31 protein-coding genes, 1 pseudogene and 1 other annotated feature are annotated in these 26,827 nt (G+C 47.7%); of the genes and pseudogenes, 15 read left to right on the top strand and 17 right to left on the bottom strand.

The annotated features are described in order from the left end of the window. Positions 1-136 precede the first annotated feature (136 nt). A complete protein-coding gene (locus tag SY83_RS00210; protein WP_068603245.1) occupies positions 137-985 on the top strand; it encodes a sugar phosphate isomerase/epimerase family protein in 849 nt (282 codons plus the stop codon). 415 nt (positions 986-1,400) lie between these two features. Here SY83_RS00210 and SY83_RS00215 read toward each other — a convergent pair whose 3' ends face one another. The 7 genes from SY83_RS00215 to SY83_RS00245 all read right to left on the bottom strand — a co-directional run bounded on the left by SY83_RS00215 (position 1,401) and on the right by SY83_RS00245 (position 9,008). Beyond that, a complete protein-coding gene (locus SY83_RS00215) occupies positions 1,401-2,303 on the bottom strand; it encodes a metal ABC transporter permease (protein ID WP_068603249.1) in 903 nt (300 codons plus the stop codon). Beyond that, positions 2,300-3,235 carry a metal ABC transporter permease gene (locus tag SY83_RS00220; protein WP_068610671.1) on the bottom strand — a complete coding sequence of 312 codons (936 nt, stop codon included), beginning with the start codon at positions 3,233-3,235 and terminating at the stop codon, positions 2,300-2,302. The genes SY83_RS00215 and SY83_RS00220 overlap by 4 nt, the downstream gene beginning before the upstream one ends. A gap of 19 nt (positions 3,236-3,254) precedes the next feature. Beyond that, entirely contained in the window at positions 3,255-4,061 is an 807-nt protein-coding gene (locus tag SY83_RS00225; RefSeq protein ID WP_269453469.1) for a metal ABC transporter ATP-binding protein, read from the bottom strand. Positions 4,062-4,091: 30 nt separating this feature from the next. After that, complete coding sequence (locus SY83_RS00230) at positions 4,092-5,030, bottom strand: metal ABC transporter solute-binding protein, Zn/Mn family (protein WP_068603250.1); 939 nt, start codon at positions 5,028-5,030, stop codon at positions 4,092-4,094. A 232-nt stretch (positions 5,031-5,262) separates the two neighbouring features. Next, positions 5,263-7,377, bottom strand: coding sequence for a peptidoglycan D,D-transpeptidase FtsI family protein (locus tag SY83_RS00235; RefSeq protein WP_068603251.1), 2,115 nt, complete (start codon positions 7,375-7,377; stop codon positions 5,263-5,265). 17 nt (positions 7,378-7,394) lie between these two features. Further along, positions 7,395-8,543, bottom strand: coding sequence for a transglutaminase domain-containing protein (locus SY83_RS00240; protein WP_068603252.1), 1,149 nt, complete (start codon positions 8,541-8,543; stop codon positions 7,395-7,397). A gap of 27 nt (positions 8,544-8,570) precedes the next feature. After that, positions 8,571-9,008 carry a hypothetical protein gene (locus tag SY83_RS00245; RefSeq protein ID WP_068603254.1) on the bottom strand — a complete coding sequence of 146 codons (438 nt, stop codon included), beginning with the start codon at positions 9,006-9,008 and terminating at the stop codon, positions 8,571-8,573. A 151-nt stretch (positions 9,009-9,159) separates the two neighbouring features. On the opposite strand from SY83_RS00245, the gene SY83_RS00250 reads away from it, so the two are divergent. From SY83_RS00250 to SY83_RS00255, 3 genes are all read left to right on the top strand, one after another. Continuing rightward, positions 9,160-10,350 carry an MFS transporter gene (locus tag SY83_RS00250; RefSeq protein ID WP_068603255.1) on the top strand — a complete coding sequence of 397 codons (1,191 nt, stop codon included), beginning with the start codon at positions 9,160-9,162 and terminating at the stop codon, positions 10,348-10,350. Between the two features lie 108 nt (positions 10,351-10,458). Next, positions 10,459-10,575, top strand: coding sequence for a sporulation protein YjcZ (locus SY83_RS22940; protein WP_157279753.1), 117 nt, complete (start codon positions 10,459-10,461; stop codon positions 10,573-10,575). A 114-nt stretch (positions 10,576-10,689) separates the two neighbouring features. Further along, entirely contained in the window at positions 10,690-11,055 is a 366-nt protein-coding gene (locus tag SY83_RS00255) for a toprim domain-containing protein (RefSeq protein ID WP_068603257.1), read from the top strand. Positions 11,056-11,057: 2 nt separating this feature from the next. On the opposite strand, the gene SY83_RS00260 is transcribed toward SY83_RS00255, so the two are convergent. Together SY83_RS00260 and cyoE are read right to left on the bottom strand one after the other, a co-directional pair. Then, a complete protein-coding gene (locus SY83_RS00260) occupies positions 11,058-11,648 on the bottom strand; it encodes an SCO family protein (RefSeq protein ID WP_068610675.1) in 591 nt (196 codons plus the stop codon). A 103-nt stretch (positions 11,649-11,751) separates the two neighbouring features. Then, positions 11,752-12,639, bottom strand: a complete 888-nt coding sequence (cyoE, locus tag SY83_RS00265; RefSeq protein ID WP_231891329.1) for a heme o synthase — start codon at positions 12,637-12,639, stop codon at positions 11,752-11,754. Between the two features lie 210 nt (positions 12,640-12,849). On the opposite strand from cyoE, the gene SY83_RS00270 reads away from it, so the two are divergent. Then, positions 12,850-13,272, top strand: a complete 423-nt coding sequence (locus SY83_RS00270) for a cell wall hydrolase (RefSeq protein ID WP_068603258.1) — start codon at positions 12,850-12,852, stop codon at positions 13,270-13,272. Positions 13,273-13,324: 52 nt separating this feature from the next. Next, complete coding sequence (gene gerQ / locus SY83_RS22490; RefSeq protein WP_082882224.1) at positions 13,325-13,786, top strand: spore coat protein GerQ; 462 nt, start codon at positions 13,325-13,327, stop codon at positions 13,784-13,786. A 44-nt stretch (positions 13,787-13,830) separates the two neighbouring features. On the opposite strand, the gene SY83_RS00280 is transcribed toward gerQ, so the two are convergent. After that, positions 13,831-14,145 carry a hypothetical protein gene (locus SY83_RS00280; protein WP_068603260.1) on the bottom strand — a complete coding sequence of 105 codons (315 nt, stop codon included), beginning with the start codon at positions 14,143-14,145 and terminating at the stop codon, positions 13,831-13,833. A 125-nt stretch (positions 14,146-14,270) separates the two neighbouring features. On the opposite strand from SY83_RS00280, the gene SY83_RS00285 reads away from it, so the two are divergent. Next, positions 14,271-15,254, top strand: coding sequence for a metal-dependent hydrolase (locus SY83_RS00285; RefSeq protein WP_068603262.1), 984 nt, complete (start codon positions 14,271-14,273; stop codon positions 15,252-15,254). A gap of 58 nt (positions 15,255-15,312) precedes the next feature. Here SY83_RS00285 and SY83_RS00290 read toward each other — a convergent pair whose 3' ends face one another. Continuing rightward, positions 15,313-15,534 carry an alpha/beta-type small acid-soluble spore protein gene (locus SY83_RS00290; RefSeq protein WP_068603264.1) on the bottom strand — a complete coding sequence of 74 codons (222 nt, stop codon included), beginning with the start codon at positions 15,532-15,534 and terminating at the stop codon, positions 15,313-15,315. Positions 15,535-15,660: 126 nt separating this feature from the next. On the opposite strand from SY83_RS00290, the gene SY83_RS00295 reads away from it, so the two are divergent. Then, positions 15,661-15,846 (top strand): DUF5325 family protein, encoded by a 186-nt coding sequence (locus SY83_RS00295; RefSeq protein ID WP_068603268.1) that lies wholly within the window; start codon positions 15,661-15,663, stop codon positions 15,844-15,846. Between the two features lie 63 nt (positions 15,847-15,909). Here the strand turns inward: SY83_RS00295 and trpS are convergent, their stop codons facing one another. After that, the gene (gene trpS / locus SY83_RS00300; RefSeq protein WP_068603272.1) at positions 15,910-16,890 is read right to left on the bottom strand and encodes a tryptophan--tRNA ligase; all 981 of its coding nucleotides are present in this window, start codon (positions 16,888-16,890) and stop codon (positions 15,910-15,912) included. 46 nt (positions 16,891-16,936) lie between these two features. Further along, positions 16,937-17,207 (bottom strand) — a binding site (T-box leader). 136 nt (positions 17,208-17,343) lie between these two features. Here trpS and SY83_RS00305 point away from each other — a divergent pair. Further along, complete coding sequence (locus SY83_RS00305; RefSeq protein ID WP_068603273.1) at positions 17,344-17,568, top strand: alpha/beta-type small acid-soluble spore protein; 225 nt, start codon at positions 17,344-17,346, stop codon at positions 17,566-17,568. A gap of 53 nt (positions 17,569-17,621) precedes the next feature. Here SY83_RS00305 and SY83_RS00310 read toward each other — a convergent pair whose 3' ends face one another. Both SY83_RS00310 and SY83_RS00315 read right to left on the bottom strand, forming a co-directional pair. Continuing rightward, positions 17,622-17,849, bottom strand: a complete 228-nt coding sequence (locus SY83_RS00310; protein ID WP_068603274.1) for a hypothetical protein — start codon at positions 17,847-17,849, stop codon at positions 17,622-17,624. A gap of 158 nt (positions 17,850-18,007) precedes the next feature. Continuing rightward, the gene (locus tag SY83_RS00315) at positions 18,008-18,349 is read right to left on the bottom strand and encodes an O-methyltransferase (RefSeq protein ID WP_231891330.1); all 342 of its coding nucleotides are present in this window, start codon (positions 18,347-18,349) and stop codon (positions 18,008-18,010) included. Between the two features lie 295 nt (positions 18,350-18,644). On the opposite strand from SY83_RS00315, the gene SY83_RS00320 reads away from it, so the two are divergent. Beyond that, positions 18,645-19,904 carry a methyl-accepting chemotaxis protein gene (locus SY83_RS00320; protein ID WP_197480025.1) on the top strand — a complete coding sequence of 420 codons (1,260 nt, stop codon included), beginning with the start codon at positions 18,645-18,647 and terminating at the stop codon, positions 19,902-19,904. 65 nt (positions 19,905-19,969) lie between these two features. Here SY83_RS00320 and SY83_RS00325 read toward each other — a convergent pair whose 3' ends face one another. Continuing rightward, positions 19,970-21,757, bottom strand: a complete 1,788-nt coding sequence (locus tag SY83_RS00325) for a M3 family oligoendopeptidase (RefSeq protein WP_068610679.1) — start codon at positions 21,755-21,757, stop codon at positions 19,970-19,972. A 101-nt stretch (positions 21,758-21,858) separates the two neighbouring features. Between SY83_RS00325 and SY83_RS00330 the strand changes: the two genes are divergently transcribed. Both SY83_RS00330 and SY83_RS00335 read left to right on the top strand, forming a co-directional pair. Further along, the gene (locus tag SY83_RS00330) at positions 21,859-22,014 is read left to right on the top strand and encodes a YycC family protein (RefSeq protein ID WP_068603279.1); all 156 of its coding nucleotides are present in this window, start codon (positions 21,859-21,861) and stop codon (positions 22,012-22,014) included. After that, positions 22,011-22,253: a hypothetical protein gene (locus SY83_RS00335; RefSeq protein WP_068603280.1), complete on the top strand. Its 243-nt coding sequence runs from the start codon at positions 22,011-22,013 to the stop codon at positions 22,251-22,253. The genes SY83_RS00330 and SY83_RS00335 overlap by 4 nt, the downstream gene beginning before the upstream one ends. Positions 22,254-22,296: 43 nt before the next feature. On the opposite strand, the pseudogene SY83_RS00340 reads toward SY83_RS00335, so the two are convergent. Together SY83_RS00340 and SY83_RS00345 are read right to left on the bottom strand one after the other, a co-directional pair. Then, positions 22,297-22,992, bottom strand: a pseudogene (locus SY83_RS00340) (DUF2225 domain-containing protein). 30 nt (positions 22,993-23,022) lie between these two features. Then, positions 23,023-23,409 carry a globin domain-containing protein gene (locus tag SY83_RS00345; RefSeq protein WP_068603282.1) on the bottom strand — a complete coding sequence of 129 codons (387 nt, stop codon included), beginning with the start codon at positions 23,407-23,409 and terminating at the stop codon, positions 23,023-23,025. Positions 23,410-23,849: 440 nt separating this feature from the next. On the opposite strand from SY83_RS00345, the gene ylbJ reads away from it, so the two are divergent. The 3 genes from ylbJ to SY83_RS00360 all read left to right on the top strand — a co-directional run bounded on the left by ylbJ (position 23,850) and on the right by SY83_RS00360 (position 26,709). Next, positions 23,850-25,088: a sporulation integral membrane protein YlbJ gene (gene ylbJ, locus SY83_RS00350; protein WP_068603283.1), complete on the top strand. Its 1,239-nt coding sequence runs from the start codon at positions 23,850-23,852 to the stop codon at positions 25,086-25,088. Between the two features lie 90 nt (positions 25,089-25,178). Beyond that, the gene (locus tag SY83_RS00355; RefSeq protein ID WP_068603284.1) at positions 25,179-25,856 is read left to right on the top strand and encodes a flagellar brake protein; all 678 of its coding nucleotides are present in this window, start codon (positions 25,179-25,181) and stop codon (positions 25,854-25,856) included. Between the two features lie 40 nt (positions 25,857-25,896). Next, positions 25,897-26,709 carry an NAD kinase gene (locus SY83_RS00360; RefSeq protein ID WP_068603286.1) on the top strand — a complete coding sequence of 271 codons (813 nt, stop codon included), beginning with the start codon at positions 25,897-25,899 and terminating at the stop codon, positions 26,707-26,709. The last annotated feature ends 118 nt before the right edge of the window (positions 26,710-26,827 follow it).

Genomic DNA, 26,827 nt, shown 5'->3' on the forward strand with positions numbered 1-26,827 from the left:
GTCATCGCCCGCGTTCAGTCTTTTTTTTTGCGCTAAATTAGGGGCGATCCAACTTTTCCCTTTACCATTCTATTTCATGGAGTATAATTATAAGCGTTTACACCAATTGAACCAGAGTGAGAAGGAGTGGCAGCGGATGTTGAAAGGTTTATCTAATGCAGGGATTGGTCATCAAGGGGATTTGGAATCATTCATCGGTTTAGCTTCAACCAACGGTTTTCAGGCCGTGGACACGAGCGGCGAAGAGCTTGAAGCCTGGCTCGATGCGAAGGGTGCGGAGGCTGTTAACGCTTATCTGAAACAGCATGATGTCATCATTGGTTCTATCGGACTGAGTCCGGAATGGCGTCATTCGGAAGAAGAATTCCAGGCAGGTCTTGTGCGCTTGGCCAAGGATGCGGCTGCGGCTGCGGCGGTTGGCTGCACACGGTGCTGTACATATATTCTGCCGGCAACCGATTATGAAGCTGCCCGGTTTATGGCACAAGCGACGCGCCGTTTACGGACTTGCGCTCAGATTCTGGGAGCTCACGGCATCTCGCTGGGCTTGGAATTTGTGGGACCGCATCATCTGCGTACCGCTTGGAAGAATCCGTTTGTTTGGGACATTGAAGGTACGCTGGATTTCATCAGTGCGATCGGCGAGGCGAATGTGGGCTTGCTGTTTGACAGTTACCACTGGTACACGAACGGTAACACGTACGAAGATATTCTGAAGCTGCGCACGGATCAGATTGTGCATGTTCACTTGAATGATGCGAAAGATGTTCCATATACGGAAGCTTTGGATAACGACCGCGTCTATCCGGGCGAAGGCGTTATTGACCTTTCGGCTTTCTTGCGCGGTTTGCGTGAGATCGGTTTCCGGGGCGTCGTTGCCCAGGAAATCCTCACTCGCGAGGAGCCGGAAGGCACGCCGGAGGAGCGCGCGGCGCGTTCGGGCGAGGCTTACCGCAGCGTGTATCGCGCGGCGGGCTTGGCTTAGGCGGGAGTTAGCGTAGACGAGAGTTCGCGTTGGCGGGAGTTGGCGTTGGCGGGAATTCTTGTAGAGGACGAACAATAGCGTAATTTTATTACGTTATTTGAGAAAACATGAATAATAGCGTAATTTTCCTACGCTATTATTCGAAATTTTGGCCCCTAGGGCTATTTGGGGCCATCCGCTCAAGAATAGCGTAAAAATTTTACGCTATTCTTGTCACTCAAGGAAATAACGTAATTTTATTACGTTATTTCCTTGCAGGCCGGAGCCGCCACGCCACGCACCGCAGCTCCGGCCCAAACCACAAACACCTCCCCGGGAGCCTTCCGCCCCGACTGACTGCTTATGGCAGCCAGCCGGCGCGAAAGCCCGGGGAGGTGTTTGCGCGAGCGCCCATGGCGGGCGCTCGCCCGCGCGGCTACACCGCGCGCCCCTCCGCGGCATTCGCCTCGCGGAGGTAACGGCGCCGGCGGGCGTTGCGCAGCAGCACGCCGTGCTTGGGCGAGCCCAGCAGCGCGGCGAGGAAGAGCACGCCGGCGACGCTGACCATGCAGCCGGCGATGGAGGCGTCAAGCGCGTACGCGGCGTAGTAGCCGAGCACGGCGCTCAGCACGCCCACGCCGACGCTGATGCCGATCATCGCGCTCAGCCGGTCGGTCAGCAGGTAAGCCGTTGCCGCCGGTACGATGAGCATGCCGACGACCAGGATGGCGCCTACGCTCTCGAATGAGGCCACGGTGGTGACCGACACCAGGCTCATGAGCAGGTAATGGAACAGCGCCACCGGGATGCCGCATGCGGCGGCCATCGCGGGGTCGAAGGAACAGATTTTGAACTGCTTATAGAACAGCCCGATGAACAGTACAATTAAGAACAAGGCAATGCCAACTGTCCAGATCGCTTTGGGGCCGATATCGACACCGCCAAGCGTGATCGTGTTCCATGGCACATAGTTGATTTCACCGTACAGCACACAGTCGAGATCCAGGTCAATCTGACGGGTATACAAACTAACGAGCACAACACCCACCGAGAACAGAGCGGTAAACACCACGCCGATAGACGCATCTGATTGCACCCCGCTGTTCTCAAACATTTGGATCAAGTACACAGTCAGCAAGCCGACCGCGGAAGCGCCAAGCAGCATAATAAACGAATCTCTCGAGCCGCTGATGAGGAACGCAATCACGATTCCGGGTAACACCGCATGAGAAATCGCATCCCCCACCAATGCCATCCGTCGCAAAATGAGAAAGCAACCCAAGATGCCGCAAGCGGACGCCACCAAGGCGCCGGTTAGAATAATCAGAAAATCACTCATGATTCGCCCAGCCTCCGTTCCAGCCGGGTTTGCGCGGATTCCGCCTTAACCTGTTTTTTCACACTGTAGCGTACCCATACTTTAGCCAGTAAGCCGCGACGGGGCGCGATCAGGAGCGATACGATAAAGAGCGCCGTTGCGGATAGCACACTTAGTGGGCCTGTCGGCAGATTGTTGGCCGTCGTCGAGATTAACGTCCCCAGCAAGCCGCTGAGGGCGCCGAACACGCCGGACAGAATGACCATCACGCCCAGCTTCTCCGTCCAATAGCGCGCGGATACAGCCGGTGTAATCAGCATGGCTACCATCAGGACTACGCCAACCGCCTGAATGCCCGCTACGACGATAACAACGATAAGCAACATTAACAACTGCTCCAGAAACGGTACGGGAAAGCCCATGCCCCGGGCAAAACCCGGATCAAAGCTGAGTAGTTTAAATTCTTTAAAGAGCAAAGCGCATGAGCCCATGACCAGCACGGAAATGACGCTCATCACGATGACATCGTCCATAATCATCGACGCCGCTTGCCCGAACAGGAATTTATCGAGTCCAGATTGATTGCCGCCCGCGCTGTGCTGGATTTGCGTGAGCAGGACAATTCCGAAACCGAAGAATACCGAAAGGATAATGCCTAAAGCCGTATCTTGTTTAATTCTTGAATTTCGGGTGATATAGCCAATACCGAACGTAGCCAGCAACCCCGCCGCAGCCGCGCCGATCAGAAAGAGAAAGATCGACTTGACGCCCGTCAGCATAAACGCGATACATACCCCGGGCAGCGCCGCATGCGCCAATGCGTCTCCCATCAAGCTCTCTTTGCGCAAATACGTAAATGTGCCTAATACTCCGCTGCTTAAGCCGAGCAACATGCATCCCAGCAATACCCATTGCGTATTGGGGTCCTTGAAGGCGTTGAATAAAGCTTCCATCCATTCCGGCATCATCATGTCACCTCACGCCCGCAATCGTACTGTCGGCTTCGCGATCCAAGATGGCCAGTTTGCCGCCGTACGTCTGCTGTAGGTTATCCCGGGTAAACACTTCGTCCGCGGGACCGATATGAAGCAACCGCTCGTTGATAAGCATCACCCAGTCAAAATACTCCTTCACCGTAGACAAATCATGATGTACCACCAGTACCGTTTTCCCCTGCTTCTTCAACTCGTTCAACAAAGTAATAATGGCTTTCTCTGTTGCCGCATCCACACCGACAAAAGGCTCATCCATGAAATACAGGGATGCGTCTTGCGCTAGTGCCCGGGCCAAGAAGATTCGCTGCTGCTGTCCCCCGGAAAGCTGCGAAATCTGGCGATCCGCAAAGTCCGCCATCCCGACTTTATTCAAGGCTTCCATGGCCAGCGCCTTTTCCTTGGCGCCGGGTCGGCGGAACCAACCCAGATGGCCGTACCGGCCCATCATAACCACATCCAGCGCGTTCGTCGGGAAATCCCAATCCACGGATTCCCGTTGCGGCACGTAACCTACAAGCTTGCGTTGTGCCGTATATGTCTTACCGTAAATTTCCACGTCTCCCGTCACTTTAGGGATTAGCCCGAGCGCCGCTTTGATCAATGTCGATTTGCCGGCGCCGTTCGGACCTACAATGCCGATCAACTTTCCTTCCGGCACTTCGAAAGTGACATCGCGCAACACGGGTTTCTTTTGATAGGCAACGGTTAAATCCCTGATCTTCAGAGGCACTTTGCTCCCGCTCTTTGTACCGCTACGGCTTCCAATACTATTTTCTCCTGCCACTGTAACCCGCTCCTTTCATCCATTCTGACTCTATTTCAAAGCCTTCACGATCGTGTCCACGTTATGTTTCAGCATACCGATATAAGTTCCTTCTTCCGTGCCTTCCTCGCCCATGGCATCTGAGAATAACTCACCGCCGATCACAAGGTCATGACCTTTCTTCTTTGCTCCCTCAATGACGGCATCAATCGCTTTACGCGGCACGCTGGATTCGATGAACACGGCTTTTACTTTATTATCGACCAGGTAATCCCGCAAGTTGGATACGTCTTTAGAGCCGTATTCCGAAGCGGTGGAGATTCCCTGCAAGCCCATCACTTTAATGCCATAAGCGTCCCCGAAGTAGCCGAACGCGTCATGCGCGGTCACCAGTACTCTCTGCTGCTCCGGAATTAAAGCAATTTGATCTTTAGCATATTGGTTCAGTTCTTCAAGCTCTTTCAAATAGGCTGCCGCATTCGCCTCGTAGTCGGCTTGGTGCTCTTTGTCGAGGGCGATGAGTTCGTCTCTTACTTTCTCTACGGCTTTCATCCAGTGCTTCACATCGAACCATATGTGGGGATCATGCTCCGTTCCGCCTGCATCTTGACCCGAGCGAAGCGTGCTGACGTCAATGCTGTCGGTAACGGCTACTGTTGGTTTTTCCTTGCCCATTTTGTCAAAAATCTCAATCATCTTGCCTTCCAAATGCAATCCGTTATAAAAAATAATTTCAGCATCATCCATCTTCTTGATGTCGCCTTGGGAAGCTTTGTACAGATGCGGATCGACGCCTTCACCCATCAAACCGGTAACTTCCACGTGCTCCCCGCCGACTTCCTCAGCCATGTCTTTAATCATCCCAATGGTTGTCGTGACTTTGATTTTACCCGTGTTCTCAACTTCATTCGTTGAATTACAACCTGCAACTAAACCTGCCGTCACCAGAAACAGTACCGTTAACATAAGCCTCGTCATAGCTGGTTTCATCTTCGCTCTCTCCCTTAAACCTCTTTAGTTTATGATGTCAAAAAGTTGCACAAGCCCTTAACTTTTGCCCAGTGTCCTAAATATTGCTCATGTGCTTCTTTTTTAAATATACACAAAAAAGTTGTTCTCATGCAACATTTATGGATAAAAAAAGAAGAATACAATCTCAACATATGACGACCCGTGACAATAGGTGCATATGTGGACTGTATTCTTCCTGGGTTTCTACCTGTTATTGTGTGCCCGCGCTTGTTCCGGATGCCGCCTGACCTGTTGGTGTTACGGGTTTCTTCTTAGGCACGCCTGTCAAGCCGATCTCTTCGTCATAGGCCTCGAAAATTTGGCGAGCTATCGGTGCCGCTCCCCAACCTCCATAGCCGCCGTCGGGCACAACTACAGCTACGGCCAACTTCGGATTGTCTGCGGGAGCATAAGCGATAAATACGGCATTCTCAATTGCCTTTCTTTTGCCGACATCCTGTTGAGAAGTACCTGTTTTCGAAGCAACCTTATAAGGAAACCCCTCAAAACCTTGTTTCTTAACTTTCTCCATTCCTTGATGGATCACTTTCCAATAAGAATTAGGGAATTCCACTTTATTCAACACTTCCGGTTTATACCCTTGTACCAACGTTTTGTTATCATTAGTCATAATTTTTTCAACAAATTGTGGTTTCATCCGACTACCTTTGTTCGCAAGCATTGCGGTATACTGAGCTAATTGTAATGTTGTATAACGAGCCTGTTGGCCGAAAGAGGCTAGAATCATCGCTGACTGTGCGGAACCTGATTTTACTTCATGGAAGTAATCTAATGTGCCTTCGCTTTCATTTGGCAGACCGCTTTCCGTCACCACACCCAATCCAAACTTTTTCATATAAGCATCCCATACATCGACCGCTTTGCTACCTTTATATTTCTTGTACAATGCGTTCCCGACCATCTCGGCCATGAACGTATTCGAAGATTTTTCAATGGCTCGTGATGGTGTTAACATTCCGTATGCATGATCGTCGGCATTGGTTAAATCTTCGGCATTATTTCGACCATAGTAGAATATTCCCCTGTCGTTATATGGAGTATTAGGTCCAATTACTTTCTCTGCCATGCCTACCAATACAGTTAGAGGTTTCTGTGTTGAACCTAGCGGTACAATGGAAGTTGGGTAGTTCTTTAAAACATTATCTGGCCAATCGGATGCAGCGGTTCGTATTGTGCCGTTGGTTAGTCTTTTCTCATTAGCAGCCAATAACTCAGGAGAAATTCTACCGGTTTTCCAGATTGCAGGATCATAATCAGGCATACTTGCCATCGCTACAACTTTACCTGTATCCACTTCCATTGCCACCGCATACCCGGCTTTAGCATTTGGCGCATACTGGAACCGGTTCCCTGATGCTTTGTTAATTACTTTGATATTATCCATAATAGCTTTTTCAGCGGTTAACTGTACTTTCTTATCAATGGTCAGAAACAAGTTATTTCCCTTTTCGGGCGGTGTGACTGTAACTGAACCAACGATCTTGTGTGCGGCGTTAACGGGGTAAGTTTTCAAGCCGTTTTTACCTCGTAACTGCTCCTGATACATAAGTTCTAATCCGTCAAATCCTACATTTTCAAACCTGAGATATTTATTTGTAGGATCTACTTTCTCTTTAGGCAATTCGCTGATTTGCTTATAATAATCGATCGTATTTACTGCACGGTCATATTGTCTTAAGTAGCCTACTAATTGCACCGATACAGTACTTTTATCATATTCTCGGATACTCTCTTCATTGATTTCTATCCCTTTAAATTCATCCTGATGTTCCATAAGATAGGCAATTTCACGATTAGAAAGCGCGGTTTTGATACGTCTTGGCTCAGATGCAAAGTTTAGTGTTCTCTTTTCAACCTTGTTAATGTCGAAGCCGACATCCATGCTTTTAACAATTTCCTCTGCCGTTAACGGGGCTTTGCCTGGATCTTTATCACCAAACTCTTCGAAGATCTCAGCCAAACGATTGGCTAAAGCTATCACATCATCCTTCTTTTGCCCTGGCTCAATCCTATAGTATAAAGACTGAGTGGAAGTCGAATAAGCGATAGGCACCCCTGTTCGATCCAATATATTTCCCCGAATCGGAGGAATCGCCACGCTCGCGGTCGTCTTCTGATCCTCTTTAGCCGCCAGAGTTGGCCCCTCAACGAACTGCAACATAGCCAACCTCACAATCAACACCGAAAACACAAAAAATGCGATAAAAAAGAAAAAGTTCAATCGCAGCGAAAAGTTCCTTTTTCGAATTAACTCCTGCTTCTGCGGATCGTCATTGTGATTCGGTTTTTTTTTCTTAAATGCCATTGCCGGATCTCCTTTGTTTAAGCTTCTTTAATATGGGTTTCGTAAAATCCTTCCGGATTAAACCAATCTCCCGATCCCGCCCATGTGGAATCAAGCGGTACCCAAGCGTTCTGGGCCGGCAAATACACTTCGTTCCAGGCATGAGAACCATACCCGCCTTTACCGTCGTATCCCAATCCCGTCACGACCTTCACTTTCAAACCCACGGACCTGGCCATGACAGCATATAGCCGTGAATAGTCAATGCACACGCCTTCGCGGGAGGCAAAGGTGTCCTCGGGTGTTTGTTCTTTCCATACGTTCTGATTCACATACATGTCTACTTTATTGTAATCGTAACTGACACGGGATCCGACCCAATCATATAACAGACGCGCTTTCTCCTCTTCATGTTGCGCATCCTTCACAATCATCTGCGCTGCCGCTGCGATATCGGTAGGGATATTCCGGTCAATGACTTCGTATTTTCTTGTCAGGATCTTCGTGAATTCATCTTCAACCGCGCGTGTAAACACAGGCACTTGCTTCGATATCCAGTTTCCCGTAATCGGTTGGACGATCGAAGTTGCCCCCTTCTGATACAGGGGTGATGCGGCAATGTAATTCGTTGCCGTTGTCTTGGGGAATAAGGTGGTCACGATGAACAATAAGGCGATTACCATGACAGCCCTGCCCAGGCCGATCAATATACCAATGATGCCTCCGCTTAAGGAACTGATCCAGGAAGATACCGCTGAATCCGAAGCTGGACGTTCTTTCTTATCCCACTGCAAGAGCAGCACATAGCCTAACCAGTACAATATATTCTTCACCGCGGCGTAACCGATCAGAAACAATAATCCGTAACGCAGCAAGGCGAAATCACGAATGGCGGTAATCGCTGTGTAGTAAAATTGCTGAAGCGCATTAAGCTCCGTTGCAGGAATCCGAATATCCCGGACTGTTAACCACTGTTGCAGGCTGTCCGAGGCGATTCCGGCACCTTTCCATGCAATGAGCAAACTCGCCACCGTCATCGCGCCTTCCAGTACAAAAAAGAAAAGGTGCTTGGCCGATCCCGAAGCACCCTTCCTTAACCCTTGTATAACGGAACCGATGACGACAAGCAGAAGGAGCAGGGTTACGGCGTTATATTGTGTTAGTAGTAGTTGTATCGTAGCCGGCAAGCCTTTCCCTCCTTGTCCCCTCTGAATTTAATTAATATTCATCTTAGCTGATTCGATAAAGGTCTTGACGGTTTCATCCACCTTCATCTTTCCAAGCGACTGACCGCGAAAGCTGACTTCCACTTCATTGGATCCCGCTTGGCCTTGCAGTTCCAAGTTAGGAGTAATAATCTTGTAGGTTCCGTCCGCGGATGATTCGTATGTAGCCTTCTTCGCTTCCCCCGCCATGGATTTGAGCGCTTCCGCTTTCACGGTAGCCGCAACCTCTGTGCCCAAATCCTTAAGCCCCCCGATATAATCGGCGCCATAGAAGAAGACAGCAGCGATCAACCCGAGAACGATGATCCATTTCAATACGGTTTTCACCAGATTGATGATAATTAATAATACAATAATCGCACCAACGATGACAAACCAGCGCTCTTGCAGAAAGACTGCCCACTGGTCCGTAAATCCCTCAAACATGTTCCCGCCCCCTGTGAATATCCAACCCTATTCCTTATTATACATGAAACCCCATTTAGGCAAAACCCGAGTTGGAGGCAAAAAAATCGTACTAACTTGACCCAAAAAGACGTACAAGTTATATATCATGTTTTTGAAGGAAGGTGAACGGATGAAAACAGCGGTTTGGCTTTATTTCTTCATGTTTGTGGCATTCTTTGATCTGCATGCGCAGTACCCGATTCTGACGCCTTTCGCCATCTCCATCGGCGCCGCGCCTTCATTTATCGGTCTGATTATGGGCATGTACTCCCTCACGCATCTCCCGGGAAACCTTATAGCCGGCTTTAGTGTGGATCGATACGGCAGTAAAAGGTTTATTATCCTGAGCTTATTGTTCGGCGGCGTTCTGATGCTGCTGCAAGCCCATGTGACTGATCCTTGGCAGCTGTTGGCGGTGCGGTCCGTCAGTGGATTCGTCCTTGCTTTTCTATCGCCGGCTTGTTTAGCCATGCTCGCCAAGATGGCAAGAGATCATATCCATCAAGGGAAACTGATGGCGGGTAACGGGCTGATCCATACGTTTGCGTCCGTATTCTCGCCCGCGGCAGGAGCCTACCTTGTCGCCCAATTCGGCTTTACCGCCTCTTTTCAAGTGCTGGGTTGCCTGCTGATTGCCACAGGCTTATTCGCCATCTTCGGCATCAAGAGCACCTCGGCCGTTGTAGCGGAACAGGCTCTGGCCGTATCTAATGATGACGAGCCTGGAGTCGTACGCCCGAAAGGTAAACTGATGATGCCCGAACCGACGGCTTCTCCCGTGCCTTGGTTGTTCTACGGGTTACCTCTGGCCATATCCTGCTCGCAGGGTATCTTGTTCTTCGAGCTGCCCTTGCTTGCCCGTAATTCCGGCGAGGCCGGTATTATGAACACGGGCATACTGTTCTCCCTAGTCAGCTTGGGCGCGCTGATTACGCTGTCACTCCTGTTCCTGAACCGGCTGTCGCCTTTTATTCGTACGGCATCGGGAAGCTTAGCCTTAAGCTTAATCTTCTTCGGGATGGCGTCAGAATGGCCCCTCCCTTTAGCGGGGTCTCTGGTGCTCATCGGGATGGCCAAAGGCATCATCTTCCCCGCCCTGGCCTCGTTATTGCTTTCGTTAAGCGGCGGTGTCCGCTATGGCCGCGTTTTCTCGCTGCTATCGGTCGCTTTCTCGATCGGAGCTTTCCTTGGACCGCTGATTGCCGGACATTACCGGGATGAGATTTCCCCTTACTTTGTGGCGTTTCTTGTGCTGATTCTCGCTTTAACCGTATTTCCGGTTTATATGATTCGTACCTTCGGACTCATGAAGACCGAGTAGACATTCGCCCGTTTCTGCCTAACTGGGTATTCGCATAGTCCCATTGGCCTCCATCGCCATAGGATAAGATCAGGTAATGACTCCTTTACCGAAAGGGGGGAAACACACATGTCTAACTACGGTGCTAACTGTGGCGCGGGTGTAGGCGGCGCTTACTCTTCCGTTGGAGCAATCCTTGTTCTTTACATCTTGCTGGTTATCATATTGAGCGCATACTGTTTCTAATCACGCGCAATGAACCGTCCTTCCCCTGAAGGGCGGTTTTTCCATGTATTTAGCGGCAAAAAAGGACAACCTAGTTTATAATTCACTTATGTCGCAACATGAAGGAGAACAATGATGGGTGACCTTGTGCTGATTGTGGAAGGCAAGAACGATAAGAGAAGGCTGACGCGGTTACTCAGTCCTGACATTGACATATACTGTACATTCGGCACGCTGAATACGGACAAAACAGAGCAATTGCGGAAGAAAGTCCGGAACCGGCAAGTCTATTTGTTTATGGACAATGATTCGTCGGGGTCGAGAATCCGTAAAGTCCTCCGGGACATGTTCCCGGACAGCGAGCAGATTTATACCCGCAGGGGATATGCCGGTGTTGAAGGCACTCCTGATGAATATCTGATTCAACAATTAGAAAAAGCCGGATTGGAGGAATATATCCTCTACCCGACTTATCCGTTGCCTGATCCTCTTCAAGATTAAGGTCAGCTTAACTCCTGCATATGCTTCACAATGGTATCCGCGGATAATTCCGTATCATTCCCATTGTACGACTGGCGAATCGTACCGTCTTGATCCACAAGGAAAATGTAATTCTGATGGATAAAGCCGCCCTTGCCGTCATCCTGAACACCAATTCCGTAATCTAAAGCCACTTTTCTGGAATAAGCCTCTTCCCCGCGCAAGAATTTCCATCCTTCCTTGTCCGCTTGGAATCCGCTCGCGTATGCCTTAAGCTTGTCTTCCGTGTCCCGCTTCGGGTCGAACGTAATGGAATGCATAACCACATCGCTGCCCAGCATGTTCTTGTCTTTCAGTTTACCTTGAACCTCACGTAACAGGTTGTTCGTCATAGGGCATACATCCGGACAACTCGCGAAGAAGAAATAAACAATTCGCACTTTCCCCTCTGAGTCCCGCATCGAAACTTTCTCGCCTGCTGTATTTGTGAACTCAAAATCCGGGGCTTTGCCTTGGTCTGGTAAGTTACTTTTGCCCGTAGCGTTTAACAAGATGAACAACCCCAAAATAACACATAACAATCCAATAACAATCTTAAAACCATGCCTTCTCATGACCTGTTCCATTTCCTGACGTTCCCCTCTCCGCTTAAAAAGAAAACGCCTCTCGGCGTCTCAATAATGATCTGTATGAACATTAAAACCATTCCGCTCTTGTTTACACACTCACCGTATCAATAATCATGACCAGAAACAGAATCATGAGGAAGTTAACGGAGAGCTTAAAATTTTTGCGGGCCCAGGCGTCGTCGTCCTTCGCCTTAAAGCCGGATAGCGCGGAGATGAGCCAATATACACCTAAAACAGTCGTTACAATAAGAAAAATCCAGCCTACATAACCATAATAGTAAAGCGCGGCATCCGCTACAATTAAGAGGACAATATATGGAATCATCTGAATCTTCGTCCGATGCACGCCTTTCACGACGGGCAATAAGGGGAAACCTGCCGCTCGGTATTCTTCTCTGCGATAAATGCCCAGCGCCCAGAAGTGCGGAGGCTGCCAAAGAAAGAGGATGGCGATCAGCAACCAAGCCCCGATATCCATTGTGCCGGATACTGCGCAGTATCCAATGACCGGCGGCATAGCGCCTGAAAGTCCGCCAACCGCTGTGCTCAAGGTTGATGTGCGTTTAAGCCACGCTGTATAGATGCCCACATAGACGATCATGCCGATAATACCCAGGATCGCAGCCAGATTGGAAACTAACAGCCAGAGTACCAACAAACCCGCAACGCCCAGGATGACGCCATAGTTAAATACGGATGAAGCTTTAATGCGGCCGGTCGCGGAAGCCCTGTTGCTTGTCCGTTCCATCTTTGTGTCAAGCTCCCGGTCCAGATAGTTATTGAAAACACATGATGACGCCATAACAAGCGTGGTGCCCATCAATGTATAGAACAATAATAACCAATCGATATCCCACTTGGAGGCCAACCAGAACCCGCCAAAAGCAGCAATTAAATTGGAAGCGAGGATTCTAGGCTTCGTTAGTGTTATATAGTCTTTCCACACGGGACGTACTCCCGCTTGAGGTGTATCCACTGCTTATGATCCTCCTTGTTTCCTGTAACTCTTAACATCATAGCAAACCCTGCTCCCGTTTGACAATGTTCGCCATGGCGAATTCATAGGATTGTAATATGTTTCGTTCATTTCACAATTAAGTCATGAAATGGTTCCTTAGCCCATACATTGTACTGAAAGTATGATCATGAACAGCATAAGCTTCGATTTGGAAAGGAAGGAATCATCATGGCTGTCATCAAGGCGAATGCCGAGGATACGAAATTGTTGGCACGATTAATGCGTGCGGAAGCCGAGGGTGAAGGCGAACTTGGCATGCTTATGGTAGGCAATGTAGGCGTGAATCGAGTTCGGGGCAACTGCCTTGATTTCCGCAACATCCGCACATTGCCCCAAATGATTTACCAGCGTCCCGGCGGCTTTGAAGCGACGATTAAAGGTTACTTCTACCAACGGGCAAGGGAATCCGAAATCAAGCTGGCGAAACGAGTAATCAATGGAGAACGTCAACATCCCGCCACGAACGGGTTATGGTTTTATCGCCCAACCGGCGGTTGTCCGGCAACCTGGTACGATCAACGTAACACGGGGCGCTTCAAAGCCCACTGCTTCTTCGCGCCGACACGCGGTGATTGCCCAAGCGTTTATTGAGACGTGTGTACTGTTTCACGATTATAAAGGATTGAAAGGATGATGTATAAACATGTATCCATATGCTCCCTTTCCAAGATCTTCTGTTCCCTACGGTTACCCGATGCAAGGCCAAGGTATGATGCCCGGACAAGGGCAAGGTATGATGCCCGGAGGTCCAGGAGGTCAGATGACCCCGCCGCAACCGAGCGGCAGTTATCTCCCTGGCACAGTCCCGGGTGCCGTTGCGTCGGCTGTACTTCCGTTTGTTGAAGAATCTTACATAGAAAATATTCTTCGGCTAAACCTCGGCAAGGTTGCAACCGTGTATATGACGTTCGAAAACAGCGCGCAATGGAATAACAAAATCTTTCAAGGCGTCCTGAAAGGCGCCGGCCGGGATCACATTATCCTGGAGGATGCCAACGGTGTCAATTACTTGCTCTTGATGATTTATCTCGATTACATCACGTTCGATGAAGATATTACTTATAACTACCCGTTCCAAGGCTTCCAAGGACCTGTAACCAGATAAGTTTGCCTGCTGCCCTGTTCATCTTCCAACCCCCTCCTTCGGATTCACTTCGAAGAGGGGGTTACTTGTTTAAATTCCCACACATGAATTTTAGCCCTCCCGCCTTCAATCCATACGTGAAACGGTTCCCATAACGTTGGTTTCGCAAGTTCTTCCGTTCGTTCCTTTTTTAATTGCAGGTAGAAATCCTCGGAGGTATTATGCCAGATCTCTACGAAAAGCTGCGCTTGATCCGCTCCTTCCAGCCATTCGATACGAATCCCCTGCCCGTTGTAAGCCGCTATGCGTTCACTCATAAATTTCAGATAGGGCTCCCTGTAATCGGATTTTATTTTGTACTCCACAAAAATTTTACGCATGTTGGTTTGCCTTCCTTCCTTCTGCTTTATATACTATAGAACATATTTCTTTTCTTACATTATAAAATAGATCGCGTAGGATGATAATGTTGTAATAGTATTCCTGACTTTAGGAGGAGAACCGTTTGGACACAGGAACCCATCTAGTTATCGGACTCGGACTGGCCGGACTGGCTCATATTGACCCTGTTGTGGCTTCCGATTCCACCCTTGCTACCGCGGTGTTTATCGGTACCGTATTGGGACAACAAGCTCCTGACGCAGACACCCTTATCCGTTTTCGCGGCAATGCGGCTTACATTAAGAATCATCGCGGTAAATCCCATTCCTTGCCGGCGGTTGCGCTTTGGACATTGCTTATAACTGGGCTAATTTCGTTATTCTTTCCTGCAGCTTCCGTTGCGCATCTTATGCTTTGGGTATTTATCGCTGTCGCGTTGCATGTTTTCATTGATTGCTTTAACACCTATGGTACCCAGGCGGCTTACCCCCTTACAGAGAAGTGGATTTCATGGAACATTATTCACATCTTCGATCCGTTCATCTTTGTTGCGCACGTGATCGCGATCTTGTTCTGGACATTCAGTTTAACGAAACCGGAGTTTATCTTCACCGCGTTGTATATCATCATTGCCGGATACTATTTATGGCGCACGTTTGTTCACTTCTGGTTGCAACGGAGCTTGCCTAAGCACGATCCCGAGTATAAGACAGGGGAAACCTACTATGCGATTCCTACCGTTAAATATAACGCCTGGAACGTGGTAAAGCGTATAGATTCCCGTTCTTATCGCATCGGCGATTTTTCCGGGGGAACATTACGTTGGTTGGACCAGGCTACCTGTTCCGATCATCCTGCCGCGGAGCTATCCAAGCAGTCGCAAGAAATCGGCGCTTTTACGTACTTCTCTTCATTTGCTTGCGCGGATGTGAAAGAGCATAAATGGGGGTATGAAGTGCGTTGGGTAGATGTTCGTTACCGGCACCGTAAACAATATCCGTTTGTGGGTGTCATCTTGATGAACACGGAATACAAAGTGTTGGATGCTTATGTAGGTTGGTTAAGCGATGAACGGTTAGAGAAAAGATTGCGGATGGACAGCTACTGAAATACAATAAAGCTCAAGGGGATTCCCTTGAGCTTTACTGTGATGCAAGATGTATAGATTAACGAGATTGACCGGAAATGGATTGCTCAGCGATTTCAACCAAACGGCGAGTGATGTGACCACCGATTGCACCTGTGTCGCGAGTAGCCATGTTACCGTAGTAACCGTCTTGCGGAATTTGAATGCCAAGCTCTTGAGCGATTTCATATTTCAATTGCTCTAATGCTTGGTTAGCTTGTGGTACAACTAAATCGTTAGTACGGCTTGATCCTGATCCCATAATGAAAATCTCCCTTCGAATGTGCAATCTCTGATGTATTTGCAAGCTTGCAAACTTATTATGATACCGTGCAGAACTTGTTATTCACTATATTCCGAAAAAAACGAATTTTTGAGGTGGAAGATTTTGAGCAAATCGTTATCCTTATTTTTTGCCGTTCTGTCTACAATTCTGCTGGTTGGAGTCGGTGCTGCCCTTAGTTTTCGCAACGTATGGCTGGTCATCGGATTGATTGTAGCTTGGGTCGCTTTGTTAGGTTATTCTTTTGCATTGAAAGCTCGTCTACGCAGACAACAGGAATCCGAAGAATAGTTGCGCCATACGAAACACCCTCAACCGAGTAGGTTGAGGGTGTTTTTATCGAAATGATACTTATTATAAGCGAAAGCCCATGCGTTGTTTTACTTCGCGCAAAGTAGCGTTTGCCGTTACAGCCGCCTTCTCCGCGCCCTGAGCCAGAATGGCGTCCAGTTGACCGGATTCCCGGATCTCATAATAACGCTGTTGAATGGGTTCCAACAAGCTGACAACAGCTTCGGCTACGCCTTTCTTAAATGCCCCGTAGCCTTCGCCTTCATATTTGGCTTCCACCTCTTGTAAACTTAAACCGGAGCATCCGGCATAAATACTCATGAGGTTGCTGATTTCAGGTTTGTTGGCCGGATCAAACTTCACTTCACGTCCGGAATCCGTCGTAGCGCGGCTGATCTTCTTCCGGATCACATCCGGCGCATCCAACATCGATATAAAGCTAGCCGGATTGGGACTGCTCTTGCTCATCTTACTTGAAGCGTCGTCTAGAGACATAATACGAGCGCCTACCTTTTGAATATAGGGCTCAGGTACCGTGAACAAATCTCCGAAGCGTTGATTAAACCGCTGGGCCAAATCCCGCGTAAGCTCCAGATGCTGCTTCTGATCGTCGCCAACCGGAACCAAGTCGGTATTGTAAGCGAGAATATCCGCTACCATTAGCGCAGGGTACACAAACAAACCTGAACCGATGGAGGACTTACCTGCGGATTTATCCTTAAACTGCGTCATACGCTCCAATTCGCCCATATACGTGAGCGTTGTCATCAACCATCCCAATTCAGCGTGTGCCGGAACATGGGATTGCAGATATACGCTGGCTTTCTGGGGATCAATACCTGACGCAAGATAAAGAGCCGCTACAGATGCGCTGTTCTCACGTAAAGCTTCCGGTTCCTGTGGAGTTGTGACCGCATGAAGATCCACCACCATGAAATAACACTCATGCGAATGCTGCAGCTCCACAAAGTTTCGAATCGCGCCGATATAGTTGCCTAACGTTAGTTGGCCGCTCGGTTGTATGCCTGACAATACTTTTTTCATAGATATTCATCTCCTTTTATAAAAAAAACAAAAAAAGCCTTCCGTCGCAAGGGACGAAAGACCGTGGTACCACCCTAATTCCATGTTAATCTGCGCCTTAAGGAACGAAGATGCAGTTCATCTCGTCCGCGCTGTAATAACATGCTTGATCTCCATAACGGGGAGAAACCGACTACGCCTACCCAAGGCGCAAACTGCACCTCTTCAGCCTCGCGCTCCAAGACCCATTCCATCCGCCGCAGCACCGGTTCACACCACCCACCGGCTCTCTTCAGCCTACGCGATACGGACGTACTTACTCCTGTCATAGCGTTTCAATATTTACACTAATTATATACGGCAAACCGACAAAGTCAACGTTTGAATTCGGCATAAAATACCTGCCAAAATTTTTTTTGCAGAATGCGTATTATTTTACTTTATGGTCATACTACCTTCATGGAGGTGATAACATTGGGATCAGGATCTAGCCGTACTAATGATTTGGTAGTACCACAAGCGAACCAAGCTCTTGAGCAATTGAAGTATGAAATCGCTCAAGAATTGGGTATTCAAATTCCGCAAGATGGTTACTACGGTAACATGGCGACTCGCGATACAGGCGCTATCGGTGGACACATCACTCGCCGTCTTGTAGAAATCGCCGAGCAACAACTAGCTGGACGTTACTCCAGATAATCAGTTATACCATACTTAACAAGGTGACTGTGCGCAGTCACCTTCCTTTGTGTTTACTTGTATACAGAACCTCTGATGGTATTACTGTAAACCTTCCCGCGAATGCTCTCTTCCTCTTCTTCTTGTTCTCTCTCAATATCTTCCGGGCGTAGAGGATCTACCTGCTCTGTCTGAATATCACCCAGGACGGGGTCATCGAAATCATGATCCTGCTCCTGTCGAAAAGGGAAGAGAAGTAACAGAAAGAGTAATAACGTCAGTACAACGAATCCGGTTTTCATATTCCTGTACCACCGCCTGTTGTTGTATGTCTATCTATGCAGTGTGGACGAAATATTCTGGTTTTAAACAAAGAACCCTTCTCCGAGAAAACGGAAAAGGGTTAAATCGTATGTATAATGATAGAAGAATAAGTGCTTTATCTCTCTTTATCATTCTGTTAGATTCTATGCTGGTTGATTTCAGCCACGAGGTTCGCCATGTTGTAGTTGGACTCGAACTGTACACTTGCGACTAGTACGTTCTGTCTAACAGTAAAATCGAAATAAATTTCTCCATGCGTCCAATGCTTCTTCATCTTCAACGACTGTATTGCCATTGTGCAGAATGCGCTCTGCTGCGCACCCGTCAAACCTTTCCCCGGTTCATTCATAGCTCCGTCCTTGCTCTCGATTGGATTATGACGAATGCCAAACTTACCGATCGCATTGTTGCGGATTTGGATGAAGACCGTGCCAGAAGATAAATAGTCTAATTCTCCAAGTAATTTCTTAAAAGCCATATCTAGCTGCCTAGCTAAAGGGAGCTGTTCAATTAACAATGAATCTCCTCCTTCCGTATTGTTTATGCAAATCACACCCAGTTATAGGGAGTTTTTATCATTATAATGCGACTTGCGACCTAATATCAACATAAATTTACATAAAAATTATAAAATAATGAAAATAACTGGTAATAACTCATTTTTCAACAAATTTTGCAACAGGTTTAAGGAGATTTTATAGACCTATTGTCTCATAGAGTGATATAATAAGGAGAAATTTGGGTGTTAATACTTAGTTAAGAAGGTGGATATGATGGAATGGTTTAACGGTTTATCTTTCCGTAGTAAATTGTTCGGAGGTGGATTTACAGTCGTCGGCTTGTTTTCTGTCATTACCTTGGTGATTCTGTTCAATTCTGATTTTCCTGTGTTTCTGGGTATTATTCTGATTGTGTTGATGTTAACAGGCAGTTATTTTATTTTTAACCTACTCGAGAAAGCGCTAACAGAACCGATTACGAGCTTATCCCGCGTTGCCCTCGGTATTTCTAAAGGGGATTTTACACAGAAAATTGAAGTGCGCTCGGAAGATGCTCTTGGAGAGCTGGGGCATTCCTTCAACCGGATGATTGATAAGCTGAAAGAAATTTTGAACGAAACAACAACGATCTCCAGAACCGTATCCGATTCCAGCCGCGACATTTACCTCAAGAATCAACATCTGCGCAATGTCCTTCAACAAGTTACGCTATCCGCAGGAGAACTCGCAACGGGAGCCAACGAAATTTCCGAGGATGTATCCGACATGTCCGTATCCGTTAAGGATATAGAATCCAAAGTCGTTGCTTACGCTCAGTCCACCCGTGAGATGAATCAAAGATCTGAACATACCGTGAATCTCATTGAGAAAGGCCGCCTTGCTGTTGAAAGCCAAACTCAGGGGATGAAGAGCAATATCCAAGCGACAGCGAACGTATCCGCGACCATTTCCGAGCTGGCTAAGCAAGCCGCGGGCATTACGAAGATTACGAAGACCATTTCCGAAATCGCTGAGCAGACCAATCTGCTTTCTCTGAACGCATCCATTGAGGCAGCCAGAGCCGGTGAACATGGTAAAGGTTTTGCAGTAGTTGCCCAAGAGGTTAGGAATCTGGCCGAAGAATCGACCGCCTCCACGAAAGAAGTGTTTAATTTAGTCAAAAGTATTGAACGCGGCATCCATCAAGCCATTCATCATATTCAAGCCAATGAGCAGATTGTAAATACGCAGAACGGATTAATCCAGGAAACAGAACGGGTCTTTTCTGAAATCGTGGATTCTGTAAGCTTTATTGGAAACCAGATTGCTTCCTTTAGTAAAGAAAGCGAACAGATGCTGGAGAACTCGCGCCGAATATCCAACGCCGTTGAGAATATTTCCGCCATCACGCAGCAATCCGCAGCCGGAACGGAAGAGGTTTCCGTTTCCATGAATGCACAGATTGCATCTGTACAAGACATGGTTGAACGCTCTGAAAGTATGTCGCAGTTGGTCTCTCAATTACAACGAACGATTCAAATCTTTAAATTTTGATCATCCTTACATAATGAAGAAGACCGTTCCCACCATGGGGAACGGTCTTCTTCATTATGGTTACGCTAGGACGCTGTCATGTCCAAGAATGCTTCGACATCCTGAACGCACAACCCCACAGCCTCATTCCAGAAATCAGGTTGTGTTAAATCCACGTTCAGATGCTTATGCGCAAGCTCTTCCACGGTCATTCTGCCGGTATCCTGAAGCAAAGAGATATATTTATCTTCGAAGTCGGTCCCTTCTTTCAGAGCACGCGCGAAGATGCCGAAACTAAACAGATATCCGAAAGTGTACGGGAAGTTGTAAAAGGGCACTTCAGTGATGTAGAAGTGCATCTTGGAAGCCCAGAAATGCGGATGATACTCCCCGAGCACATTGTGATAAGCATCCTTCTGGGCCTGTACCATGAGTTCGCTCAATTCAACCGCGCTAACCAACCCTTCTTTTCGCTTCTCATAGAAGCGGGTTTCAAAGAGGAATCGCGCCTGGATATTCAAGAAGAATGCGATAGAACGCTGAATCTTGTCTTCCAGCAAAGTCAGCTTCTCCTCATCATTCTCAGCTTGCTTTACCGCAGCGTCGGACACAATCAGCTCCGCAAAGGTGGAGGCCGTCTCCGCTACGTTCATGGCATAATCTTGTGCCAGCGCGGGCATATCCTCCATTATATATTGATGATAGGCATGACCGAGCTCATGGGCAAGCGTGGACACGTTGGATGCTGTCCCCGAGAAAGTCATAAATATACGGGTTTGCTTGCTGAAAGGGAAGGATGTGCAGAATCCCCCTGGCCCCTTCCCTGGTCGATCCTCAACTTCAATCCATTGCTCCTCGAAGGCTCTGTGCGCAAAATCCGCCATCTTCGGACTGAACTTCCGAAATTGCTCCACGATAATTTCAGCCGCTTCATCATAGGAATATTCCTTGCTTGCCTTACCCAGGGGCGCATCTACATCGTGCCAATTCAATCGCTCCAATCCAAGGAGTTGAGCCTTCCGCTGCAAGAAGTCCAGGAACGTTTGACTCTTTCTGTTAATCGCATCCCACATTGCGGAGAGGGTGTTTTCCGACATACGGTTGATGGCTAAAGGTTCTTTCAGAACGGCATCCCATCTGCGACCTTTGTACAACTGCAGCCGGAACCCGCCGAGGTGATTCAGGGCATCTGCGCAAAAATCCTCCTTACGCTCCCACTCTGCTTCCCACTTCGCGGACATCTCTTCACGAACTTGTCGATCGGCGCTGTGTAATTTGTTAAAAGCCTGCCCAGCCGACAGCATTCTGCTTTCCCCTTGATCTTCATAAGAAATTTGAATTTGACTTACGGTGGTCTCGTACAGTGCTCCCCATCCGTGGTAACCGTCTACAGCCAAGTCATTGGCCAATGCTTCCAACTCCGGCGCCATCTTCTCGCTGGCCAGGTGTCTTCGCTCATTCAGATTGAACTCGAGATTCCGATAATCTTCTGACTTCAACAACGCATTCCAGTTGTCATCCGGGATTTGAGTTAACATTAAATCAAAATACGTCAGCGATGATAAAAACCGGGCATGAATTCCGCGGAATTTACCTGTCAGTTGAACCGCCTTTTTGTCCTTTTGGTTTTGAGCTGTCAGGCATTCCACAAAGGAACCGGCCTCACGCAAGCGATTCGTTAGACTTTGCATCAATGTAACGGCTTTGTCAAAATCGTCCGCACGAAAGACGGCTTCCGAAGGCTTATGTACCAGTTCCATAAAACTGACAATATCCTGTTCAACTTGTTGCAGAAATTCGTTAAATGCGGGTGAGTTGCTTCCTCCGGAAAAGATGGTGTCCAAGTTCCAAACTTGACTTCTGGTTTGATTCATCATCATCGCACCTCTCTATAATGTACTTCCGATTTGAAACTTGTTCAAAGGAAGTGTATAACTATGAATATAACGAATAGACCTTCTCGGGGGGAACGAAGATGAAACCATTAAATATATCAGCCGATACCGCGGTGAAGCTCGCGGAGCATTTAAAAGTACCGATTGAACAGCTTATGCACATGCCTCAGCACATTCTGCTTCAAAAACTGGCGGAACTCGCCTCCGCAACGGAAAAGGATACCGGAAAGTCATGATTCCCTTCAATCGAACTTGGCCATACGACATCATGATGAATGATATTTATGTAACGGAATGCCCTTATTGCCTAAGTTCTAATGTCCTGCTCCCTTTAAGAAAAAGCGAACTGTCCGAAATTCATGACGGACGCAAGAAGCTGCTTGTGTTTCCCTGTTGCCATGCAAGAGTTACTTTGGTAGACGTGGATTCGGATTACTTACTTGCGAACGAGCCGTTTCCGAACAGAGGTCAATAAAGAAGGAGAAACTTCCCAGGAGGTTTCTCCTTCTTTAATTAGTTCACGCTTCTTTCATTTCATCAGGCAGTTCCAAGTGATGCCCCAGCAGATCTTCCCTCGTGACTTTCCATTGTTCGCGGCTGCGTGAAATCATCGCGGCGTCTGTGATCTTCTTGTCATTGATTACGTATCCGAACCACTTCACAGCGTCCTTGTATTGACCCGTTCGGCGATATAATTCTCCGATGAGATACATCAACCTTGCATGATTTAATTCTGCCTCCTCAACTTCATACACTTTCGTGTAAGCATCCAAAGCAAAGGATAGAAACCGCTGTTCTTGCTCCGCATCTTGCTTGTCTCGGTACAACCATGCGATATGATGCAGTATGCCGGCTACCATCCGGTGACTCTCATTCTTGATTTGCGCGCAGAGCAATGCCAGTTGGTAACATTGCAGAGCTTCTTCCCAGGTTCGTTCTCCGCCGTAATCCCGCGGGGACCAGTTCCGGGTAACCCTTTCTTTAAAGAGGGCTCTTGTAGCTTCCGAAATCCCATCTTCCGAATTTTCTGTACTCGCTTAACCGCAATGGGGACACACACGCACTACGTAATAATCAGGGTTAATCTCTTTATAATGCCCGCAAAAATCGGCATCCGTCCTATATGGACGTTTGAAGCTGGATCTTACTCTTGACGTTTCAAAAACTATGGAGCACATATGACATCGTACCTTGATTGCAAATAGCGGTTCCATCTGGCATTATGCCTCCCTAAGGGTGTATGTTCACGGCGTGTTGACAAAATGATAAGCGGGTCCCGAGAGTCTCTCGATGACGGCATCCCTTAAAGCTTCTTCAGTACCCAGTTGAACCAGGGCTTCCTTCATACACCTTAGCCAAGCTGAGGCAAGTTCCGGCGTCAAGGCAAAATGCATATGACGCGCGCGCATCATAGGGTGTCCGTAAGCTTCTGTAAAGAGGAGAGGACCTCCGAAAAATTGAGTCAGGAACATCACTTGTTTCTCCATAACGGAATCGATATTACTTTCGGCAAAAAGGGGAGCTAACTCCTCATCTTGCAATACAATCGGGTAGAAGGTATGTACGAGCCGTGTCACGCCTTCGGCTTCACCCAGCAATTCATAAAAAGTCAATGCTTGCAAGTCGGTCATAATGTTTCCTTTCTGATCCCTCAATTCATACGCTGGATAAGGTTTTGAATACCTTATAGTATATCACAATGCACCTCTTGATAAATCAAAAAAAGGTGCCCGTCAGAGGGGGCACCTGTGCTGTAACATGAACTTCCGCCGTTCATTTAGTTTTCCCAATCTTCTTCAGCGGGTCCCATTAAAGACTCTCTGATTACGTATACGAAAGCGCACACGAGTATACCTGCAATTACACTCATCATATACATCACTCCACTCTAAAGTTATGATAACGATGTCAGTGAGCCTATCAAGATTTTGGTTACCTTTATTATATCATAAGTATTCAGAATAATCAGTATACTACGCCTGTTTATTCACTGCTTTATTAATATTTTTCTTAGGGCATGTCTTATGAAACGGGCTCATATCTTATAGTAAAACCTAAACGGAGGCTCTTTATGCGTCTGCCTTCCATTTTTTCTTCTATCCTTATAAGCACCGGTGCATTAATCATCCTCCTCTTGCTCGTCCAACACCCCGCTGTAGGCTTATCCGCGGCGCTTAAAGGCATCGCCATCTGGTGGGATATTCTATTCCCGGCGCTTTTCCCTTTCTTTGTTATGTCAGAACTGATGATCGGATTCGGTGTGGTACATTTTATGGGAACATTGTTTGATCCGATGATGCGGCCCTTGTTTCGAGTACCGGGCATTGGAGGTTTTATTATGGCCATGGGCTTCGCTTCAGGCTACCCTGTCGGAGCAAGGCTCACCGCTAAGCTGTGGGAGCAGAAGCAGATTACCCGAGAAGAAGGAGAGCGACTCGTCGCTTTCACCACCAGTTCGGATCCCATCTTCCTCATCGGAGCTGTCTCCATTGGATTTTTTCATGATGCGGGTTTAGCAGCCATTCTGGCGGCCACGCATTACGGTTCCGCCATCCTTGTAGGAATTGTTATGAGGTTTCACGGACGGTCATCATTGCCGACTCCGGCTAAGGCAACGGTCCGTGGAAATATACTGGTCCGCTGTTTTCGGGCTATGCATGAAGCCAAAACAGCGGACGGCCGTCCCTTTGGCGAGCTTCTAAAGGATGCCGTACAATCCTCACTGCGCTTAAGCTTTATCGTAGGTGGACTCGTCGTCTTTTTTGCAACTGTCATTGACTTGTTATCAGCCGCCGGCTTCATGCCATGGCTTTATGGGGTTACTGAAGCCCTGCTGGCCAGTATAGGGATATCCGCTTCTTTGGCTCCTTCTTTCGTCAATGGGTGGTTTGAAGTAACATTAGGGGCCAAATTTGCCGCCGCGGCAGGTTCAGGCGTTCCACTGGTTTACAAAGCGGCTGCAGCTGCATTCGTACTCTCTTGGGCAGGGTTATCCGTTCACGCGCAAATTGTGAGTTTAATCCAGCATACGGGGATGCGGTACGGACCGTTTTTTTTCGCTCGTTTGTTACACGGCATATTGGCTTTTCTACTTACCCTGTGGTTGTGGGAGCCGTTACAGCAACTCAGGGGCACAACCGGCGGTGTGTTACAAGTGTTTAGCCCATTATACATGCCTGCCGGGCAACGTATTGCGGAAGGCATATCCTACTCCGTATACATCATCGTGATTCTGTTCGTTATTCTAATAGCAATGAGCGTTCTTCATCATATGATTGTGACAGTAGCGAGACCTTTTAATAAAAAGTAATGTCCGGGAAGGTGTTAAGCATTGTTTTCTCGGCTTATATTGATTATGATTTAGTCATGAAAATCTATGATGATATATATGGAGAAACCTATGAACTGGACTAAAGCAGTAACGTCACACTTAATTTCAGAGCAGTCGAATTGCCAGATGATTATCGTTGGAGAGACAGACGACGGACAGCCGTTCTGTTACGAGAACCGTTTCACTATTGAACGAATAGCAGAAGATCAGTTTACAGCTTCATTGCAGTTTGAAGATCTCAACCCTCTGCTGTCTCTGGACAAAGTAAATTTTATTGAGTTTTCTTTTTTTGATAAAGGAATATTATATTATTCATTCGTACATATGCTTGGCAAAGAGTACAATGCCGAACGATGCCTCATTCACCTTGCCGCGCCAGAGGAACTTTATACGTCACAGAACCGGAAATTCCCTCGTGTTACACTGACGGACAAGCTGCCTCTGCGTTGTGAGATTATCGGCATACGTAAACAACAACAAATTCAAGGAACCTCCTTTCAGGGACAGATGGTTGATATTAGCGGCGGCGGGCTTTCTTTTTTGTGCACAAGCAAGCTTTTCCACCCGCTATTGTTGCGCCTGAGGTTCCACTTGCCTGTATATGAAGAAGTGTTTGAGGTTACCGGCGAGGTCATTCGGGTCACTTCCCAGACCGGTTCTTCTTATCGGATCGCGGTTGAATTCAGAGATATTCCGGAATCGGTTGTAACCCAAATTAACGCGTATGCAACAGCAACGGGCGGCTAACTAACCACTTCAAGTTAAACGACATAGAGGAGGACCATGTTTGAAGTATACGATTCTGAACCGAGGCGACCGGCTATCCCAGGAACTCACGGAAACCTTCCATCGACTTGCTGCGGAAGGCGGGATGACTATGGATCAACACGTTCCTGACATCGTGATTTCCATAGGCGGAGACGGTACGATGCTTCATGCCTTTCATTCCCATATCCACTTATTGGACAAGGTCTCTTTCGTGGGTGTCCACACGGGTCACTTGGGTTTTTACGCTGACTGGAAAGCCACTGAGATTGCTGAATTGGTGAAGCGTATGACAACGCCCGATGTGGAGATGAAGATTGTTAAATATCCTATTGCCGAGATCGAGATAGTTACGAAGAAAGCGGGCAAAGAGGTTTTTTACGCTCTCAATGAATTCACAATTCGGGGAGATGACGGAAAAACCCTAGTGGCCAAAATTAATGTGAATTTAGAGGATTTCGAAATGTTCCGAGGGGACGGCATATGTATCTCCACTCCCTCGGGAAGTACGGCTTACAACAAGAGCTTGCAAGGCGCCTTGCTGCATCCTTCGATTGAAGCTCTGCAAATTGCGGAAATCGCCTCGATTAACAATCGGGTATACCGTACACTGGGCTCTTCCATGATATTACCCAAGCATCATATTTGTGATATTTTCCCCCGTGAAGATCAGAAGCTGCAGCTGTCTGTGGATCACATGAACATTCAGCGGGACGATATTCTGTCTATTCGAAGTCAAGTTTCTGAATTAAAAGTCAGCTTCGCCCGATATCGTCCGTTTCCGTTCTGGAATCGCGTCCGTGCTGCGTTTATCGGTAACGAACCGATGGAATAGAATAATCTGTATCGAGGCCTCTCAGGATGTGCGATTCAGTATACGTGGACTGAAAAATACTACTTTCCCATGTGATAAACATAAAAAACCGGCCAGATCTAAGCAATTGCTCAGATCT

Source organism: Paenibacillus swuensis (assembly GCF_001644605.1).
Classification (GTDB): Bacteria; Bacillota; Bacilli; order Paenibacillales; family DY6; genus Paenibacillus_N; species Paenibacillus_N swuensis.